Raw genomic sequence first — 16,319 nt, forward strand, 5'->3', positions numbered from 1 at the left:
CGCCCGAAACCGTATGAAAGCAGGCGCGCGAAGCGCCCGGAGCGGGGCATAGGCCCCGCTCCCCCAGGCCCTCGGACCCCAGTGGTCCGGGGGCCTTCGTCTGTTCTGTGCAGATGTGTCCCAGAGCAGCGGAATCGCGGGTTCCTTATCTCACCCTCACCGTGTTACAACTGGTCTACACCACTGGGTGGTGTAGACCACGCGCCCCGAGCTCTTGGGTTCGCGCGTACCCCGGAGACGCCGCCGTCCCCCTGTTTTCCATGTCCTGGCGGCGCCTTGCCCACATGGAGGATCAGATGTCCAAGGCCAGCGCCGCCCCCGCGGCTGAGAAGAAGAAGGGCGCGGGCGTGATGGCTGTCATGCAGCGCATCGGCCGCAGCCTGATGCTGCCGGTCGCCGTGCTGCCCGCGGGCGCCCTGCTGATCCGCCTCGGCCAGCCCGACATGCTCGGTCGTGAGAACTTCCCGGAGTTCATCACCAAGATCGCCGGGTACATGGCGGCCGGTGGTGACGCCATCATCGGCAACATGGCGATCCTGTTCGCCGTGGGCATCGCGATCGGCTTCGCCAAGAAGTCGGACGGCTCGACCGCGCTCGCCGCCGTCACGGGCTACCTGGTCTTCCAGAAGGTGCTCGCCACCTTCACCGACAGCAACCTGCCGAAGGTCGCCGCGGTCGTCGACGGCAAGATCGTCATGAACGAGGCGCCGGTCAACGCGGGTGTGCTCGGCGGTGTGGTCATGGGCCTCATCGTGGCCCTGCTCTACCAGCGCTTCTACCGCACCAAGCTGCCCGACTGGGCGGGCTTCTTCGGCGGCCGCCGCCTCGTCCCGATCCTCTCGGCCTTCGCGGGTCTGATCACCGGCATCGTCTTCGGCTTCATCTGGCCGGTCCTGGGCACCGCCCTGCACAACTTCGGTGAGTGGCTGGTCGGCTCGGGTGCGGTCGGCGCGGGCATCTTCGGTGTCGCCAACCGTGCGCTGATCCCGGTCGGCATGCACCACCTGCTGAACTCCTTCCCGTGGTTCCAGGCCGGCGAGTTCGAGGGCAAGCACGGCGACATCGCCCGCTTCCTGGCCGGTGACCCGAACGCGGGCCAGTTCATGACCGGCTTCTTCCCGATCATGATGTTCGCCCTCCCGGCGGCCTGCCTCGCGATCGTGCACTGCGCCCGCCCGGAGCGTCGCAAGATCGTCGGCGGCATGATGTTCTCGCTCGCCCTCACCGCCTTCGTGACCGGTGTGACCGAGCCCATCGAGTTCACCTTCATGTTCCTGGCCCCGGTGCTGTACGCCATCCACGCGGTGCTGACCGGTGTCTCGATGGCGCTGACCTGGGCGCTCGGCATGAAGGACGGCTTCGGCTTCTCCGCCGGTGCGATCGACTTCTTCCTGAACCTGGGCATCGCCACCAAGCCGTGGATGCTGGTCCTGGTCGGCCTCTGCTTCGCGGTGGTGTACTACTTCGTCTTCCGCTTCGCGATCACGAAGTTCAACATCCCGACGCCGGGCCGCGAGTCCGACGAGGAGCTCGCCGAGCTCCAGAAGGCCGAAGCCAAGTAGGCTCAGCCGCGCGGCAGTTGCCGTCACCGCTGTACGCGAGGGCCCCGGAACCGATCGGTTCCGGGGCCCTCGTGCGTACGTCCGGGACGGGGTGGACTCGGACGGAGTGGGCTCGGACGGGGTGGACTCGGACGGGGTGGACTCAGACCTCGTGGACCGCTCCCCTGGCCGCCAGTTCCACCGGTCCTTCGTAGACCTCGCGGGCGTCGCGCACATTGCGGGCCGCGTCCGTCCACGGCGGGATGTGGGTGAGCATGAGCCGTCCGACGCCGGCCCGCTGGGCGTACTCCCCGGCCTGGCGGCCGTTGATGTGCAGCTCCGGGATGTCCTCCTTGCCGTGCAGGAACGATGCCTCGCAGAGGAAGAGGTCGCTGCCCTCCGCCAGCTCGTACAGGGCCTCGCACGGCCCGGTGTCCCCGGAGTACGTGAGGCTGCGGCCGCCGTGCTCCAGGCGGATGCCGTACGTCTCGACGGGGTGGCGCATCTTCTCCGTGCGCACGGAGAGCGGACCGATGTGGAAGGCGCCGGGCTTGAGGGTGTGGAAGTCGAAGACCTTGCTCATCGCGTCGGGGGTGGGGAGGTCCGCGTGCGCCGCGGACAGCCGCTCCTCGGTGCCGTCCGGTCCGTACACCGGGATGCTGGGGGCGCGGCCGCCGTCGTGGCGGTAGTAACGGGTGACGAAGTACCCCGTCATGTCGATGCAGTGGTCGGCGTGCAGGTGGCTGAGGTAGATCGCGTCCAGGTCGTAGAGACCGGTGTGGCGCTGCAGCTCGCCGAGGGCGCCGTTGCCCATGTCGAGAAGCAGCCGGAAGCCGTCGGCCTCGACGAGGTAGCTCGAACAGGCCGATTCCGCGGACGGGAACGACCCCGAGCAGCCGACGACGGTGAGCTTCATTGAGCTGGGACCTCCGTGGTGCGGGGGCGGGTGCGGGGAGGGGGGCGGGGTGGGTCGAGCGTAAGGCGCGGCTGGTGGTCCCGCTCCTCGGCGGCCGTTCGTTGTGGGGCAACTCACCTGGGGTGTCACCGGTTTGGGGGGAGTGCGTGGGGGCGCGTGCGCGGGGTGGGGGTGCCGGGGCGGGGTGCCGGGGGCTGCGGCGCGGCACGGCGGGCACCAAGCCCCCGAGCACCCCGTTCGCCCTCCCCCGGGCCCCAGGGTGTGCCGTTCGGCGGGGGCGCCGGTACCGTCGGGCGCATGGATACGTCGTGGTGGCTGGCGTTGCTCGCGGTGGTCGCGGTCGCGCTCGTCGCGGCGCTCGCGGACGGGCGGGGGCGGGGGCCGCGGCTGCGCGGGCCCCGGAACCGGGGTGGTGGCAGGGATCGGACGCGTCCGCCGGGCCGTCCTTCGGGGCCGCGCCGCAGGCCGGGCAAGCTGCCCAAGCGGTTGCCGCAGGCGGGGGAGATCTGGTGGGCCGACGTGCCGTTCGAGGACGGTCCCGGCTCGAAGGACCGGCCCTGTCTGGTGTTGTCGGTGCGGGGGGAGAACGCGGTCGTCGCGAAGATCACGAGCAAGTGGCAGCACGACCGGGCGGGGGTGATCGCGTTGCCGCCGGGGTCGGTGGGTGATGCGCAGGGGCGGCCGAGTTTTCTGGAGACGGACGAGCTGCGGGATGTGGCGCTGTGGGAGTTCCGGCGTCGGGTGGGGGTTGCCGATCCCACCGTTTGGGATCAGGTGCGGCATTTGTCGCACTGAGGTGTGGGGCGGTCCCGTGACCTTGTGCGAACCGATGCGCAGCGGTTCGCGGGGGAACGGGGGCGGCGTAGCTCACACCGGGAGGCGGAAGGGGCCGGAGGGGCGCTAGCCTGACCGCTCTTGGGGTTTTTCCATGATCGCCCACTATGCAGAAGGCTCTCCTTCACCCCGAGATCCGACAAGCGCCCTTTTGTCTGACGTTCCTCTTCCGTCCCCGACGTACTGAGATGCCTGTGACTGCGACGCTCACTGCTCCCCGCCCACGCTTCGTCCCCGCGCCGTTCAGGCCGTCGGACCTGCCGAAGGCGCTGCCGACCAGGCTGGATTCCCTCACCAGCCTCAGATTCTTCGCCGCGTTCGCGGTCTTCGCACACCACTTCTCCGGGCACGGCAAGGGCACCGGTTACGGCACGGCGCCGCTGATCTTCCCGTACTCGATGATCGGTGGCCATGGCGTCACCTTCTTCTTCGTGCTGTCCGGCTTCCTGCTGACCTGGGTCTTCAAGCCGCAGGAGCATCCGCTCGCCTTCTACTGGCGGCGGGTCGGCCGGATCTGGCCCGCCTCGCTGGTGGCGGCGGTGCTGGGCGTCTACGCGTACTACATCGCCGCGCACGAGCACATCGACTGGCCGAGCCTGATCTCGTCGCTGTTCCTGGTGCAGACGTGGTTCCCGGGTGTCACGCCGACGCTGCCGGGCAACGAGGTCACCTGGACACTCAGTGTCGAGCTCCTGTTCTACGCGCTGTTCCCGCTGGCCGCGCGCGTGGTGGTGCGGCTGCGCACCCGCACGCTGGCGCTGCTGACCGCGCTCGGCCTGATCGGGATGTGGGCGGTCAACTGGTGGGCGGCGGCGAACTTCTCCGGCCCCACCGAGGGCTGGATCATGCGCAACCCGCTCGTCTACCTGCCGCAGTTCCTGCTCGGCATGACGGTGGCGCTGGCGGTGCAGCGCGGCTGGCGGCTGCCGATGCGCCCGATCGTCCCCCTCGTACTGCTCGGGCTGTACGTGTACGGGTACTACCAGGGCCGCGCGCGGCTCTCCGACGCCGTGGTCGGCCAGCTGGACTACGCGGTGCGGCCGGTCATCGCCGTGCTGTCGATGCTGATCATCCTGGCGTTCGTCCAGCGGGAGATCAACGGTCACCGGGGCGTCCTGAACAACAAGGTGCTGATCCTGCTCGGTGCCTGGTCCTACGGCTTCTACCTGCTGCACCACTCGGTATCGCGGCTGGCGACGTACGCCTGGGGCCGGGCCGGGAACGACAACAGCGTGCTGTTCGACCTGCTGGGCTGCGGCCTGGTGGTGGTCGCGATGTCGTGGGCGCTGTTCCACTTCGTCGAGGAGCCGGCCGCGAAGTGGCTGAACCGGAAGATGCCGCAGCGGCTGCGCCGCAAGGTGGGGGTTCACCCGATGCCGGAGGAGACGATGACGGCGGGACTGACCCCGTCCCGGTAGGGGTGCGGCCGGTACGACCGCGGAAGTGACGCACGAGGGCCCGGCGCGAGGTGATCGCGCCGGGCCCTTCGCTGTGCGGCGGTGCCGTACGACACGCGTGCGGGCGTGCTGTGCGGCGGCGGGTGTCACGCCCAGAGCTGGCCGTGCAGGGTTTCGATGGCGGCCTCCGTGGTGGGGGCCGTGTAGACGCCGGTGGAGAGGTACTTCCAGCCGCCGTCGGCGACGACGAAGACGATGTCGGCGGACTCCCCCGCCTTGACCGCCTTGCGGCCGACGCCGATCGCGGCGTGCAGGACGGCGCCGGTGGAGACGCCCGCGAAGATGCCCTCCTGCTGGAGGAGTTCGCGGGTGCGGGTGACCGCGTCGGCGGAGCCCACGGAGAAGCGGGTGGTGAGCACGGAGGCGTCGTACAGCTCGGGTACGAAGCCTTCGTCGAGGTTGCGCAGGCCGTAGACGAGGTCGTCGTAGCGCGGTTCGGCGGCGACGATCTTCACTTCGGGGCGGTGCTCGCGGAGGTAGCGGCCGACGCCCATCAGGGTGCCGGTGGTGCCCAGGCCCGCGACGAAGTGGGTGATCGAGGGGAGGTCGGTGAGGATCTCCGGACCCGTGGTGGCGTAGTGGGCGCCGGCGTTGTCGGGGTTGCCGTACTGGTAGAGCATCACCCAGTCCGGGTGCTCGGCGCTGAGCTCCTTGGCGACCCGCACCGCCGTGTTGGAACCGCCCGCCGCCGGGGAGGAGATGATCTCGGCGCCCCACATGGCCAGCAGGTCGCGGCGCTCCTGGGAGGTGTTCTCGGGCATCACGCAGACGATGCGGTAGCCCTTGAGCTTGGCGGCCATGGCCAGGGAGATGCCGGTGTTGCCGCTGGTGGGCTCCAGGATGGTGCAGCCGGGGGTGAGCCGGCCGTCCTTCTCGGCCTGCTCGACCATGTGGAGCGCGGGGCGGTCCTTGATCGACCCCGTCGGGTTGCGGTCCTCCAGCTTCGCCCAGATCCGCACGTCGGCGGAGGGCGAGAGGCGGGGCAGCCTGACCAGGGGGGTGTTGCCGACCGCGGCGAGCGGGGAGTCGTAGCGCATGTCAGCGGGAGCCGCCCGCGACCGCGGGCAGGATCGTCACGCTGTCGCCGTCGGCGAGCTTGGTGGAGATGCCGTCCAGGAAGCGGACGTCCTCGTCGTTGAGGTAGACGTTGACGAAGCGGCGCAGCTCGCCCTTGTCGACGATGCGCTCCTGGATGCCGGCGTGGCGGCTCTCCAGGTCGGCGAGGAGGTCGGCGAGGGTTTCGCCACTGCCCTCGACGGCCTTGGCGCCGTCGGTGTGGGTGCGGAGGATGGTGGGGATGCGGACCTCGATGGCCATGGCTTGCGGCTCCTTCTCGGGAGTACGTGCGCGAAAGTCGGGGTGCTTGCGCGGAAGTCGTTGTGCTGCGGAGACGGGCGCGCGGCAGGTCGTCCTCCCCCGCGGGGGTGTTGCGGATCGTTCGCAGAGGTGCGGGCCGGTCAGGCGGCCGTACAGAGCGTGCTGCCGAGGCGGCACAGATCGACGTGCAGGCGCGCCACAAGCAGCGGGCTGCCGGGCCTCGTCTTCGCTGTCACGTCAGGGGGAACCATGCGGTCATCGTATAGATTCCCGGCCCGGATCCGGGCATGTGATCTCGCATGCTGAGAGGAAGGTGTTCAGCTGGTGGACGGCGGGAGGTAGACGACGGTCGGGGCGCCGGTGGCCGGGTGCAGGCTGACCTCGGCGTTCACCCCGTAGACCCGCTTGAGGAGGTCGGGTGTGAGGACCTCTTCGGGGGTGCCTTCGGCGACGATCCGGCCGGCGTCGAGCACGTAGAGCCGGTCGCAGTAGTAGGCGGCGAGGTTGAGGTCGTGCAGGGCGAGGAGGTTGGTGGTGCCCAGGTCGCGGACGAGGGAGAGCACTTCGAGCTGGTAGCGGATGTCGAGGTGGTTGGTGGGTTCGTCGAGGACGACCAGGGCGGGCTGCTGCACCAACGCCCTTGCCACCAGGGCGCGTTGGCGTTCGCCGCCGGAGAGGGAGGGGAAGGGGCGGTCGTCGAGGTCCGCGATGCCGACCCGTTCCAGGGCCTCGCGCACGAGGGCGGCGTCGGCGGCGGTGTCGCTCTCCCAGAACTTCTTGTGCGGGGAGCGGCCCATCGCGACGACCTCGCGCACGGTCAGCTCGAAGACCGCCTGTCCGTCCTGCGGGACGGTGGCCAGGCGCCGGGCGCGGGCCTTGGCGCCGATGGTGTGCAGGTCGTCGCCGTCGAGGAGGGCGCGGCCGTGGGTGGGGGTGAGGGTGCCGTAGACGCAGCGCAGGAGGGTGGTCTTGCCGCTGCCGTTGGGGCCGACGAGGCCGACGGTCTCGCCCGCGCCCGCGGTCAGGTCCACGGAGTCGACGAGGTGGCGCCCTTCGACGCCGTACGACAGCCCTTCGGTGCGCAGGACGGTCATGCCGGGGCTCCTTCGGGGCGGCGGCGCAGCAGCCACAGGAAGAACGGGCCGCCGATCAGGGCGGTGAGGATGCCGACCGGGATGTCCTGGGGTTCGGCGATGACGCGGGCGCCGAGGTCGGCGAGGACCAGGAAGGCGGCGCCCGCGAGGGCGACGACGGGCAGCAGGGTGCGGTGCGGTGCGCCGACGAGCATCCGGGCGGCGTGCGGGACGAGCAGTCCGATGAAGCCGATCGCCCCGGACACCGACACCAGGACGCCGGTGACCAGCGAGGTCAGGACGAAGACGGCGGCCCGGAAGCGGGAGGTGTCGAGTCCGAGTACGGTCGCGCCCTCCTCCCCCACCAGCATCAGATCCAGCGGTCTGGCGAGTGCGACGAGCAGTGCGGTCCCGGTGGCGAGGACGGCGGCGGGCAGCGGCAGCATGTCCCAGCGGGCGCTGCCGAGGCCGCCCAGCGTCCAGTACATCGCCTCCTGGAAGTGCTCGCGCTTCGCCGAGGTCACCATGATCAGGCTGGTGAGTGCGGACAGGATGTAGGCGACGGCGACGCCGGCGAGCACGAGGCGGGTGCCGGTCATCTGTCCGCCACGCCGGGCCAGGGTGTAGACGAGGACGAGGGCCAGGAGCGATCCGGCGAAGGCTCCGGCGGGCATGGTGACCGTCGTCGCGAGCCCCAGGCCGCTGCCGATACCGAAGACGATCACCAGGACGACCCCGGCCGAGGCTCCGGAGGAGATGCCGAGGAGGTAGGGGTCGGCGAGCGGGTTGCGCACGAGGGCCTGGAGCACCGTGCCGACGACGGCGAGACCCGCTCCGACGACCGCCGCGAGCAGGACGCGCGGCATCCGCACGTCCAGGACGATGGTCCGGAAGGGGCTCGGTCCGGCGCCGCCCGTGACGATGTCGAGGACCTGTCCGGCCGGGATCCGTACCTGTCCCAGGGCGAGTCCGGCGACCATCGCCGCCGCGAGTGCGGCGGCGAGGACGGTCAGGGCGAGGGTGTAGCGGAGCGGCCCGCGGGCGGGCGGGGTCCGGCAGCTCACGGCCGGTTACTTCTTGAGCTCGGGGTGGAGCTGGAGGGCGAGGCGTTCGATGGCGGCGGGGGCGCGGACGCCGACCACCAGCTCGGAGAGCGGCATGACGGCGAACTTCTTGTTCCTGATCGCCGGGACGTCCGCGAGGGCCGGGTCGTCGAGGAGGCGCTTCTTCTTCTGTGCGACGGTCGTCGACCCGTAGTCGATGATCAGGATCACGTCGGGCTTGCGGGTGACGATCTGTTCCCAGGAGGTGTCGGCGAAGGCCTTGGGGAGGTCGGCCATGATGTTCGTCCCGCCGGCGCGGGTGATCATCTCGTTGGCTATGCCCTTGCCGCCGGCGGTCTGGGCGGACTTGTCGCCGCTGTCGTACGCGAAGACCTTGACGGGCGGGACGCCGTTGAGGCGGGTTTCGGTGCGGGTGATGGTCTTCTTCGCTTCGGCGACCCAGGCGTCGGCGCGGTCGGCCACGCCGAACGTCCGCCCGGTCTCGGCGACTTCGCGGTAGATGTCGTCGACGGCGGACCTGCCCGACGTGCAGTACTCGATGTTGAGGCGGGACTCGATGCCGGACTTCTTCAGCTGTTCGCGGCTGCGGCCCTGCTTGGGGTCGAAGGCGGAGGCGTAACCGCCGTACACGAAGTCGGGGTTGGCTGCGAGGAGCTTCTCCTGGGAGGGGTACTCCTTGGCGACGACGGGGAGCTCGGCGTAGTCGGCGGCGTACTTCTCCAGCACCTTGTCGTCGAGGTAGGCGGTGCCGGTGACCGACTTCGCGAGGCCGAGTTCGAGGAGGACCTCGGTGGCGTGCTGGTTCATCGCCAGCGCGCGGGCGGGGGGCTTGGTGAAGGTGGTCTTCACCCCGCAGTTCTCGACGGTGTACGGGAAGCCGGGGGCGGCCGGGGCCTTGCCGGCGGTGGGGGCGTTGCTTGTGGTGCAGGCGGTGAGCGGGAGCAGGACGGCGGCCATGAGGGCCGCGCGGGTGCGCCAGGACATGCGAGTGCCTCCTCGGGGGATTTCCACGTCCCCTGTACGGATGGGAGGCGGCAGGCCAGTTCCTGGCTTCCGGCCCGCGGGGCGGGCCGGTCACAGTGGCGGGACCGTGCCGGATTCGCACCGGCTTCCTGGGGGCTGCCGCCCACGTCGCGCACAGTGTCTCACCCGGCGGTCCGGGCAGAGGCCGGGGCCTACCCCACCACCTGGACCTCTTCCTCCGTGATCACGGCGTCGACGATCCGGTACGAGCGGAACTGGAAGTCGCCCAGTCCTTCGGTGTCCGCGGTGGAGACCAGGACGTAGTGCGCGCCGGGTTCGTTGGCGTAGGTGACGTCCGTGCGGGAGGGGTAGGCCTCGGTGGCGGTGTGGGAGTGGTAGACGATGACCGGCTCCTCGTCGCGGTCGTCCATCTCGCGGTAGAGCTTGAGGAGGTCGCCCGAGTCGAACTCGTAGAAGGTCGGCGAGCGGGCGGCGTTGAGCATGGGGATGAAGCGCTCGGGCCGGCCGGTGCCCTCGGGGCCCGCGACCATGCCGCAGGCCTCGTCGGGGTGGTCGGCGCGCGCGTGGGCGACGATCTGGTCGTACAGGGCCTGGGAAAGGGTCAGCATGGGGCCCAGGATATGCAAACGGTCCCGCCCGTACCGAGGAGTGGTACGGGCGGGACCGGATGGTGAGACGGGCGTCGGTCGGCGCGGGCCGCAAGGACTCCCGCGGCGTCCGGCGCGCGGACCCGGGAGGTCAGTCGAGGTTGTCGAAGGTGTGCATGGCCGCGGTGTTGTCGTCGTCGGTCTCGGAGCGCGTGACGCCGCCCTGGCCGGGCTTGTTCTTCATGACCAGGTAGGAGACGCCGAGCAGCAGCGCCCACACCGGTGCGCAGTACAGGGAGATCCTGGCGTCCTTGTCGATGCCCATCAGGACGATGACCATGCCGATGAAGAGCAGCGCGAACCAGCTGGTGTACGGGGCTCCGGGGGCGCGGAAGCTGGACTTCGGCAGGACGCCGCGGTCGGAGAGCTTCCGGTAGCGGATCTGCGAGACGAGGATCATGATCCAGGCCCACATGCCGGAGATGGTGGCGAAGGAGACGACGTAGTTGAACGCCTCGCCCGGCCACTGGTAGTTGATCCACACGCCGACCAGCATCAGCGCCGCCGAGAAGGAGGTGCCGGCCAGCGGCAGTCCACCGGCGGTCAGCTTGGTGAAGAGCTTCGGGGCCTGCCCGTTCAGCGCCAGGTCGCGCAGCATGCGGCCCGTGGAGTACATGCCGGAGTTGCAGGAGGAGAGGGCGGCGGTGAGGACGACGAAGTTGACGATGGCTGCGCCGACGCCGAGGCCCATCTTCTCGAAGGCGGCGACGAAGGGGGAGACGCCCGGCTGGAAGTGCGTCCACGGCACGACCGACAGGATCATGATCAGCGCGCCGACGTAGAAGACGGCGATGCGCCACGGCACCGTGTTGATGGCCTTCGGCAGGACGGTCTTCGGGTCCTTCGATTCACCGGCGGTCACACCGACCAGCTCGACGGCGAGGAAGGCGAACATGACCATCTGAAGGGTCATGAGGGTGGAGCCGATGCCCTTGGGGAAGAAGCCGCCCTCGGACCACAGGAGCGAGACGGACGCGGTGTCACCTGCGTCCGAGAAGCCGATCGTCAGGACGCCGACGCAGATCAGGATCATGCCGATGATGGCGGTGACCTTGACCATCGAGAACCAGAACTCCAGCTCACCGAAGAGCTTCACGGAGATGAGGTTGGCGCAGAAGAGGACGACGGTGAAGATCAGCGCGAAGACCCACTGCGGCTGATCGAGCCAGCCTGTCGCGTCCTTCGTCCAGTACTGCATGTACTTGGAGGCGGCGGTGACCTCGGTGATGCCGGTGACGACCCAGAAGAGCCAGTACGTCCAGCCGGTCACGAAGCCCATGAAGGGGCTGACGAACTCGCGGGCGTAGTCCGAGAAGGAGCCGGACACCGGGCGGTACATCAGCAGCTCGCCGAGGGCCCGCATGATGAAGAAGATGACCAGACCGGCGATCGCGTACGCGAGGATCAGGCTGGGTCCGGCCTTGGAGATGCCCTTGCCCGCGCCGAGGAAGAGGCCGGTGCCGATGGCGCCGCCGATGGCGATCATCTGGATCTGGCGGGCTCCGAGGCCACGCTGGTAGCCCTCGCCGGACTCGCCCTGAGGGACGTCGGTCCCGGCCTCATTGCCGTCGCCGTGCTGCTTGTCGACCTGCGCTGAGGTCATGGTCGTGCGCCTTTCTCCATGCGATCCGGCCATGTCGCTCGCTGCGTGGCTCGGACCGACTGTGACGATCCTTTGGCGGGGCGTGTGCCCCCGGATGTGGATGGAGTGCATCGCCGGGTTCGTCCGGCGTCAGCGCCCCCACGGGACAGGGGTGGCGTCCGTGGGTGGTCGTGCAGATCTATCACGGTCGACGGCGTGATCGACTGGAGGTTTGTGCCCTATTGCACAGGCAAAAGCAGACAAAGCTCCCCTGCGGCGGCAAAGCGCCCAGGGGAGGTGATCCGATCGTTATCCGGATTTGAGCGTCCGCTGAGCGAACGCTTACGGAACGCGCGGTGAACCCACACCGACGGCACACATGCCGGCACCGCTCAGCCCGACGGCCCTCGCACCGGCAGCCCTCACCCCGACGGCAGCAACGTCTCGACGAGGGATTCCTGGAGCCCGCCCAGCCACAGGTACGCCATCACCATCGGCTTGCGGGGGTCCTCGTCGGGCAGCGCGTACAGCTCGTCGCTCTCGTCCTCGTCCGTGATGTCGAGACGCGAGGCGATCGTGAGGCGCAGGTCGTTGAGCGTGCCGAGCCAGCGCCGCGACTGATCGGGCGACAGCGTCAGGACGAGGCCGCTCGCGCCTTCCGCGTCGTCGGCCGCCAGCGCGTCCAGGTCCCGCACGACGGACAGGGCGTCGTCGCGCTTGCGGGTGCGCAGGTCGTTCTCGGTGAAGCGGCGGAACTCGGCGGAGGCGTCCAGCAGTTCCTTGTCGGGCTCCGCCTTGGGGTCGATGTACGCCTCGGGGAAGAGCCGCGCCAGCGCCGGGTCGGTGGGCGCCTCACTCGGGCCGTCGGCGAAGAGCGCGGCGAGCGGGTCCTCGCCCTCGACGGGTTCCTCACCGGGTCCGATCAGCTCCAGCAGCTGGACCGCAAGCGAGCGCAGGATCGACGTCTCGACGGCGTCGAGGGCGAGGGCCGCGCCGACTCCGGGGACCGCCTCGAAGTAGCCGGGCATCAGGCGCGGTCCTGGGAGAGGGTCGCCCACAGTCCGTACCCGTGCATCGCCTGCACGTCCCGTTCCATTTCCTCGCGACTGCCCGCGGAGACGACCGCCCGGCCCTTGTGGTGGACGTCGAGCATCAGCTTCTGTGCCTTTTCCTTGGAGTAGCCGAAGTACGTCTGGAAGACGTACGACACGTAACTCATGAGGTTGACCGGGTCGTTGTGGACCAGGGTCACCCAGGGGGTGTCGGGCTCGGGGACGACGGACGTCTCCTCGGCCGATTCGGGGCGTTCGATCTCTACGGGGGCGACACTCACCCTCCCCATGCTGCCACCGCGGGGCCGGGGTCGCACAAACGGGCCCCTAGATCTCGTCACTCTGACGAGATCGGGGGTAGCATCGGTCGTATGAACACAGCGGACCTCGGGCCGGCGGAAGAAGAAGAGCGCGGAACTCCTGGGACGGACGGGGGTGGGCGACGGGTGGGAGTGCCGTCGACAGCGCTGTTCACGGACCAGTACGAGCTGACCATGCTCCAGGCGGCGTTGCGCGGCGGCACCGCCGACCGTCGCTCCGTCTTCGAGGTCTTCACCCGCAGGCTTCCCTCCGGGCGGCGCTACGGCGTCGTCGCCGGTACGGGCCGGGTGCTGGACGCCGTCGAGAACTTCCGCTTCGACGCGGAGATGCTGGGCTTCCTGCGCGAGCAGCGCATCGTCGACGAGCCGACCCTCGAATGGCTCGCCTCCTACCGCTTCCGCGGGGACATCTGGGGCTACCCGGAGGGCGAGGTCTACTTCCCCGGCTCGCCGATCCTGCGTGTCGAGGGCAGCTTCGCGGAGTGCGTGCTGCTGGAGACGGTGATCCTTTCGATCCTCAACCACGACTCGGCGATCGCCGCCGCGGCCTCCAGGATGGCGGCATCGGCGGGCGAGCGGCCGCTCATCGAGATGGGTGCCCGGCGCACCCACGAGCTGTCCGCGGTGGCCTCCTCGCGGGCCGCGTACGTCGGCGGCTTCACCTCCACCTCCGACCTGGCGGCGGGCTTCCGCTACGGCATCCCCACCGTCGGCACCTCCGCGCACGCCTTCACCCTGCTGCACGACAGCGAGCGCGACGCCTTCCAGGCCCAGGTCGACTCGCTGGGCAGCGGGACGACCCTCCTCGTGGACACCTACGACGTCACCGAGGCGGTACGCACGGCCGTCGAGGTCGCGGGCCCGGAGCTGGGTGCCGTACGCATCGACTCCGGCGACCTGCTGCTGGTCGCGCACCGGGTGCGGCAGCAGCTGGACGAGCTCGGCGCGACGTCCACCAGGATCGTCGTCACCTCCGACCTCGACGAGTACGCCATCGCCTCCCTCGCCGCGGCCCCGGTGGACGCGTACGGCGTCGGCACCCAGCTGGTCACCGGCAGCGGGCACCCCACCTGTTCGATGGTCTACAAGCTGGTCGCCCGCGCCGGGTCCGCCGATCCGAAGGCGCCGCTGGTCCCGGTGGCGAAGAAGTCGATGGGGGCGAAGTCCTCGCGGGGCGGGCGCAAGTGGGCGGCGCGCAGGCCCGACGCGTACGGGATCGCGGAGGCCGAGGTCATCGGCACCGGGCCCGTCCCCGCCGAGCTGGCCGACCGCCAGTTGCAGGTGGAGCTGGTCAAGGGCGGCGAGGTCGTCGCCCGCGAGCCGCTGGACGCGGCGCGCGAGCGGCATGTGACGGCCAGGGACGGCCTGCCCATGTCCGCCATGCAGCTGTCGCGCGGCGAGCCGGTCATCCCCACCGAGTACGTGTAACCCACCCGCACCGGATTTCCCGGATGTCCCAAATGCCCACTCCCGCCTGGACGTTGCGTTCTCTACTCTCAGGAGGAACGGACTCCGCACCCGCCCCGCACCCGCCCCCGCTCCCCGCTCCCCGCTCCCGCAGAAAAGGAACGTGCCATGCACCGCGCCTTGATCGTCGTCGACGTGCAGAACGACTTCTGCGAGGGCGGCAGCCTCGCGGTCGCGGGCGGGGCGGACGTCGCCGCCGCGATCACCGATCTGATCGGGGAGTCGCAGGCCGGCTACCGCCATGTCGTCGCCACCCGGGACCACCACATCGACCCCGGCGACCACTTCTCCCCGGACCCCGACTACGTCCGCTCCTGGCCCGTCCACTGCGTCGCAGGCACCGAGGGCGTCGGTTTCCACCCGAACTTCGCCCCCGCGGTGGCGTCCGGGGCGATCGCGGCGGTCTTCGACAAGGGGGCGCACTCGGCCGCCTACAGCGGCTTCGAGGGCACGGACGAGAACGGGATGTCCCTGGCCGACTGGCTGCGCGCCCGCTCGGTCACCGAGGTCGACGTGGTCGGCATCGCCACCGATCACTGTGTGCGGGCCACCGCCCTGGACGCGGCACGGGAGGGATTCACCACCCAGGTCCTCCTGGACCTGACGGCCGGAGTCTCGGCCGCCACGACGGAGGCCGCCCTGGAGGAACTGCGCGCGGCGGGCGTCACCCTGACGGGCAAGCCGGTGGTGTAGGCCGCACGCCCGGGGTCGGGCGGCCCCGCGGGCCGCCGGGGCGCCCGGGGATCAGGTGGCCGGGCGCCGCCGCCTGGGCGCCCGGGGTCAGGTGCCCCGCGCCGCCGCCGGGGCGCGCCCGGGGGTCAGGTGGCCGGGCGCAGCAGGGCGCGTATGGGGTGCCAGAGCTCCTGGCGGGACTGCGGGGCCGCGCGCCAGAGGAGGCCGTCCGGGTGGTGCAGGACGGCGGTGATCTCGTCCGGGGTCGGCGGTTCGGCGTTGCCGCGCAGGTAGACCGCGCGCAGGCCGAGATTGCGCAGCCGGGTCAGGGCGCGGGCCCTGTTCACCGCGTGTACCAGGACACGGACCTTGGAACAGCCGCCGAGCCCCTCCTGGCCGGGCCGTGGCAGGGTCAGGGCCACCACCACACTGCCGTTCGGGAGTCTGTTGAAGCCTCCTGCGGACATGCCGATCACTCCCCCGTTCGACGCCCCGTAAGACGCCGCGTCAATAGCGAGTACGTAGGAGGCATCTAAACGCGATCGGCCGCCGCCCGCTAGGGGGTCCACGGCCGATCACGTTCTGACCTGCGTAAATGGCCGAAAATGAGGCAGTGGCGACCCGAGGCGCTCACCGGGATCGTCCGTGTCCGGCCGCTCCCGGCCCGGGTGATCAGGGAGATACGGGTGGGGGTGTCAGTTGTCCTGACGCTCGGCGAGGGGCCTCCCGGCGGCTGTGCGGGCCTTCGACGGCGGGTCCCCGGACGGCCCTGCCGTACGGTCGCGCGCCGTCCACTGCCGAGGGGTCCTGCGCCCTCCCGGCTCCCGCCGGACGCGGACGGAGTCGCTTGAGCACGGATGGACGATGACTCGAACCGTGCATATACGTCTGGAAGTTGACGCACTCCGGATTCCGGACGCCGGTCGCATACCGCCTGGACGGGCGCTTGCGTCTCAAGGAGTGGAACGCGTGATGACACTGTGCGCCCCCCGTGCCTCGGCACCGTGGGTGAGGTCACGCTTACCGGCTGCCGCGCCTGGGCACCAAGGGTCATAGGGTCAGCCAGGACCCCGCGACCCCTTCCCGTGCTCCGAGGACGGACACCATGCTGCGGACACGCCAGCCCCCAGGGACAGCCCGGACCGCCGTGCGGTTCCCGATCCCGACCGTCGCCCAGTGCGCCTACGGCGGGCTCACCGTCGTTCTCTCCACCCTCGCCATGCTGCTGCTGTCGCAGACCACCTCGGGTGCCTGGATCGCGGTCATCGCGTGTGCGGCCCTGGGGCTCGGGCTGCTGGTCGCGATGACCGTCCCCATGCCGGCGAAGGCGCGGAAGCCGGCGGAGACGGGGACGGGGGCGGCCGGGGACTCCGCCCCCGATGCGGTGGCGGAG

General features: G+C 70.3%; 18 protein-coding genes and 1 riboswitch. Of the genes, 6 read left to right on the top strand and 12 right to left on the bottom strand.

Translation table 11 applies throughout. The annotated features are described in order from the left end of the window. Positions 1–296 precede the first annotated feature (296 nt). Positions 297–1,562 (top strand): PTS transporter subunit EIIC, encoded by a 1,266-nt coding sequence (locus ACFWVV_RS29635; protein ID WP_384358648.1) that lies wholly within the window; start codon positions 297–299, stop codon positions 1,560–1,562. A 142-nt stretch (positions 1,563–1,704) separates the two neighbouring features. On the opposite strand, the gene ACFWVV_RS29640 is transcribed toward ACFWVV_RS29635, so the two are convergent. Continuing rightward, a complete protein-coding gene (locus ACFWVV_RS29640; RefSeq protein WP_384358646.1) occupies positions 1,705–2,457 on the bottom strand; it encodes an MBL fold metallo-hydrolase in 753 nt (250 codons plus the stop codon). Positions 2,458–2,754: 297 nt separating this feature from the next. Between ACFWVV_RS29640 and ACFWVV_RS29645 the strand changes: the two genes are divergently transcribed. Together ACFWVV_RS29645 and ACFWVV_RS29650 are read left to right on the top strand one after the other, a co-directional pair. Beyond that, positions 2,755–3,252, top strand: coding sequence for a type II toxin-antitoxin system PemK/MazF family toxin (locus ACFWVV_RS29645; protein WP_384358644.1), 498 nt, complete (start codon positions 2,755–2,757; stop codon positions 3,250–3,252). Between the two features lie 233 nt (positions 3,253–3,485). Then, on the top strand, positions 3,486–4,709 hold the full coding sequence (locus tag ACFWVV_RS29650; protein ID WP_384358642.1) for an acyltransferase family protein: 1,224 nt from the start codon (positions 3,486–3,488) through the stop codon (positions 4,707–4,709). 125 nt (positions 4,710–4,834) lie between these two features. On the opposite strand, the gene ACFWVV_RS29655 is transcribed toward ACFWVV_RS29650, so the two are convergent. The 10 genes from ACFWVV_RS29655 to clpS form a co-directional block, all read right to left on the bottom strand. After that, positions 4,835–5,785: a PLP-dependent cysteine synthase family protein gene (locus ACFWVV_RS29655; protein ID WP_384358640.1), complete on the bottom strand. Its 951-nt coding sequence runs from the start codon at positions 5,783–5,785 to the stop codon at positions 4,835–4,837. 1 nt (position 5,786) lies between these two features. Next, positions 5,787–6,065 carry a MoaD/ThiS family protein gene (locus ACFWVV_RS29660; protein ID WP_384358638.1) on the bottom strand — a complete coding sequence of 93 codons (279 nt, stop codon included), beginning with the start codon at positions 6,063–6,065 and terminating at the stop codon, positions 5,787–5,789. Positions 6,066–6,205: 140 nt separating this feature from the next. Continuing rightward, positions 6,206–6,316 carry a putative leader peptide gene (locus tag ACFWVV_RS29665; RefSeq protein WP_384358636.1) on the bottom strand — a complete coding sequence of 37 codons (111 nt, stop codon included), beginning with the start codon at positions 6,314–6,316 and terminating at the stop codon, positions 6,206–6,208. Between the two features lie 66 nt (positions 6,317–6,382). After that, positions 6,383–7,159 carry an ABC transporter ATP-binding protein gene (locus ACFWVV_RS29670; RefSeq protein ID WP_384358634.1) on the bottom strand — a complete coding sequence of 259 codons (777 nt, stop codon included), beginning with the start codon at positions 7,157–7,159 and terminating at the stop codon, positions 6,383–6,385. Next, a complete protein-coding gene (locus tag ACFWVV_RS29675) occupies positions 7,156–8,202 on the bottom strand; it encodes a FecCD family ABC transporter permease (protein WP_384358632.1) in 1,047 nt (348 codons plus the stop codon). Before ACFWVV_RS29675 ends, ACFWVV_RS29670 begins: the two co-directional genes overlap by 4 nt. A gap of 6 nt (positions 8,203–8,208) precedes the next feature. Further along, a complete protein-coding gene (locus ACFWVV_RS29680; protein WP_384358630.1) occupies positions 8,209–9,186 on the bottom strand; it encodes an ABC transporter substrate-binding protein in 978 nt (325 codons plus the stop codon). A gap of 35 nt (positions 9,187–9,221) precedes the next feature. After that, positions 9,222–9,347, bottom strand: a riboswitch (cobalamin riboswitch). A gap of 30 nt (positions 9,348–9,377) precedes the next feature. After that, a complete protein-coding gene (locus tag ACFWVV_RS29685) occupies positions 9,378–9,794 on the bottom strand; it encodes a Mov34/MPN/PAD-1 family protein (protein WP_384358628.1) in 417 nt (138 codons plus the stop codon). A gap of 130 nt (positions 9,795–9,924) precedes the next feature. Continuing rightward, positions 9,925–11,436: an amino acid permease gene (locus ACFWVV_RS29690; RefSeq protein WP_384358626.1), complete on the bottom strand. Its 1,512-nt coding sequence runs from the start codon at positions 11,434–11,436 to the stop codon at positions 9,925–9,927. Positions 11,437–11,837: 401 nt separating this feature from the next. Next, positions 11,838–12,443, bottom strand: a complete 606-nt coding sequence (locus ACFWVV_RS29695; protein WP_384358624.1) for a DUF2017 domain-containing protein — start codon at positions 12,441–12,443, stop codon at positions 11,838–11,840. Then, positions 12,443–12,757, bottom strand: coding sequence for an ATP-dependent Clp protease adapter ClpS (gene clpS / locus ACFWVV_RS29700; protein ID WP_384358622.1), 315 nt, complete (start codon positions 12,755–12,757; stop codon positions 12,443–12,445). The genes ACFWVV_RS29695 and clpS overlap by 1 nt, the downstream gene beginning before the upstream one ends. An 81-nt stretch (positions 12,758–12,838) precedes the next feature. Here clpS and ACFWVV_RS29705 point away from each other — a divergent pair, with 81 nt between their 5' ends. After that, complete coding sequence (locus ACFWVV_RS29705; protein WP_384358620.1) at positions 12,839–14,215, top strand: nicotinate phosphoribosyltransferase; 1,377 nt, start codon at positions 12,839–12,841, stop codon at positions 14,213–14,215. Positions 14,216–14,362: 147 nt separating this feature from the next. Beyond that, a complete protein-coding gene (locus tag ACFWVV_RS29710) occupies positions 14,363–14,947 on the top strand; it encodes an isochorismatase family protein (RefSeq protein WP_384358618.1) in 585 nt (194 codons plus the stop codon). A 125-nt stretch (positions 14,948–15,072) separates the two neighbouring features. Here ACFWVV_RS29710 and ACFWVV_RS29715 read toward each other — a convergent pair whose 3' ends face one another. Beyond that, positions 15,073–15,393 carry a hypothetical protein gene (locus tag ACFWVV_RS29715; protein ID WP_384358616.1) on the bottom strand — a complete coding sequence of 107 codons (321 nt, stop codon included), beginning with the start codon at positions 15,391–15,393 and terminating at the stop codon, positions 15,073–15,075. Between the two features lie 638 nt (positions 15,394–16,031). Between ACFWVV_RS29715 and ACFWVV_RS29720 the strand changes: the two genes are divergently transcribed. After that, positions 16,032–16,319: hypothetical protein (locus ACFWVV_RS29720; protein ID WP_384422848.1), on the top strand; the 288-nt coding region annotated here is incomplete at its 3' end.

Source organism: Streptomyces sp. NPDC058663 (assembly GCF_042716745.1).
In the GTDB taxonomy this organism is placed as follows: Bacteria; Actinomycetota; Actinomycetes; order Streptomycetales; family Streptomycetaceae; genus Streptomyces.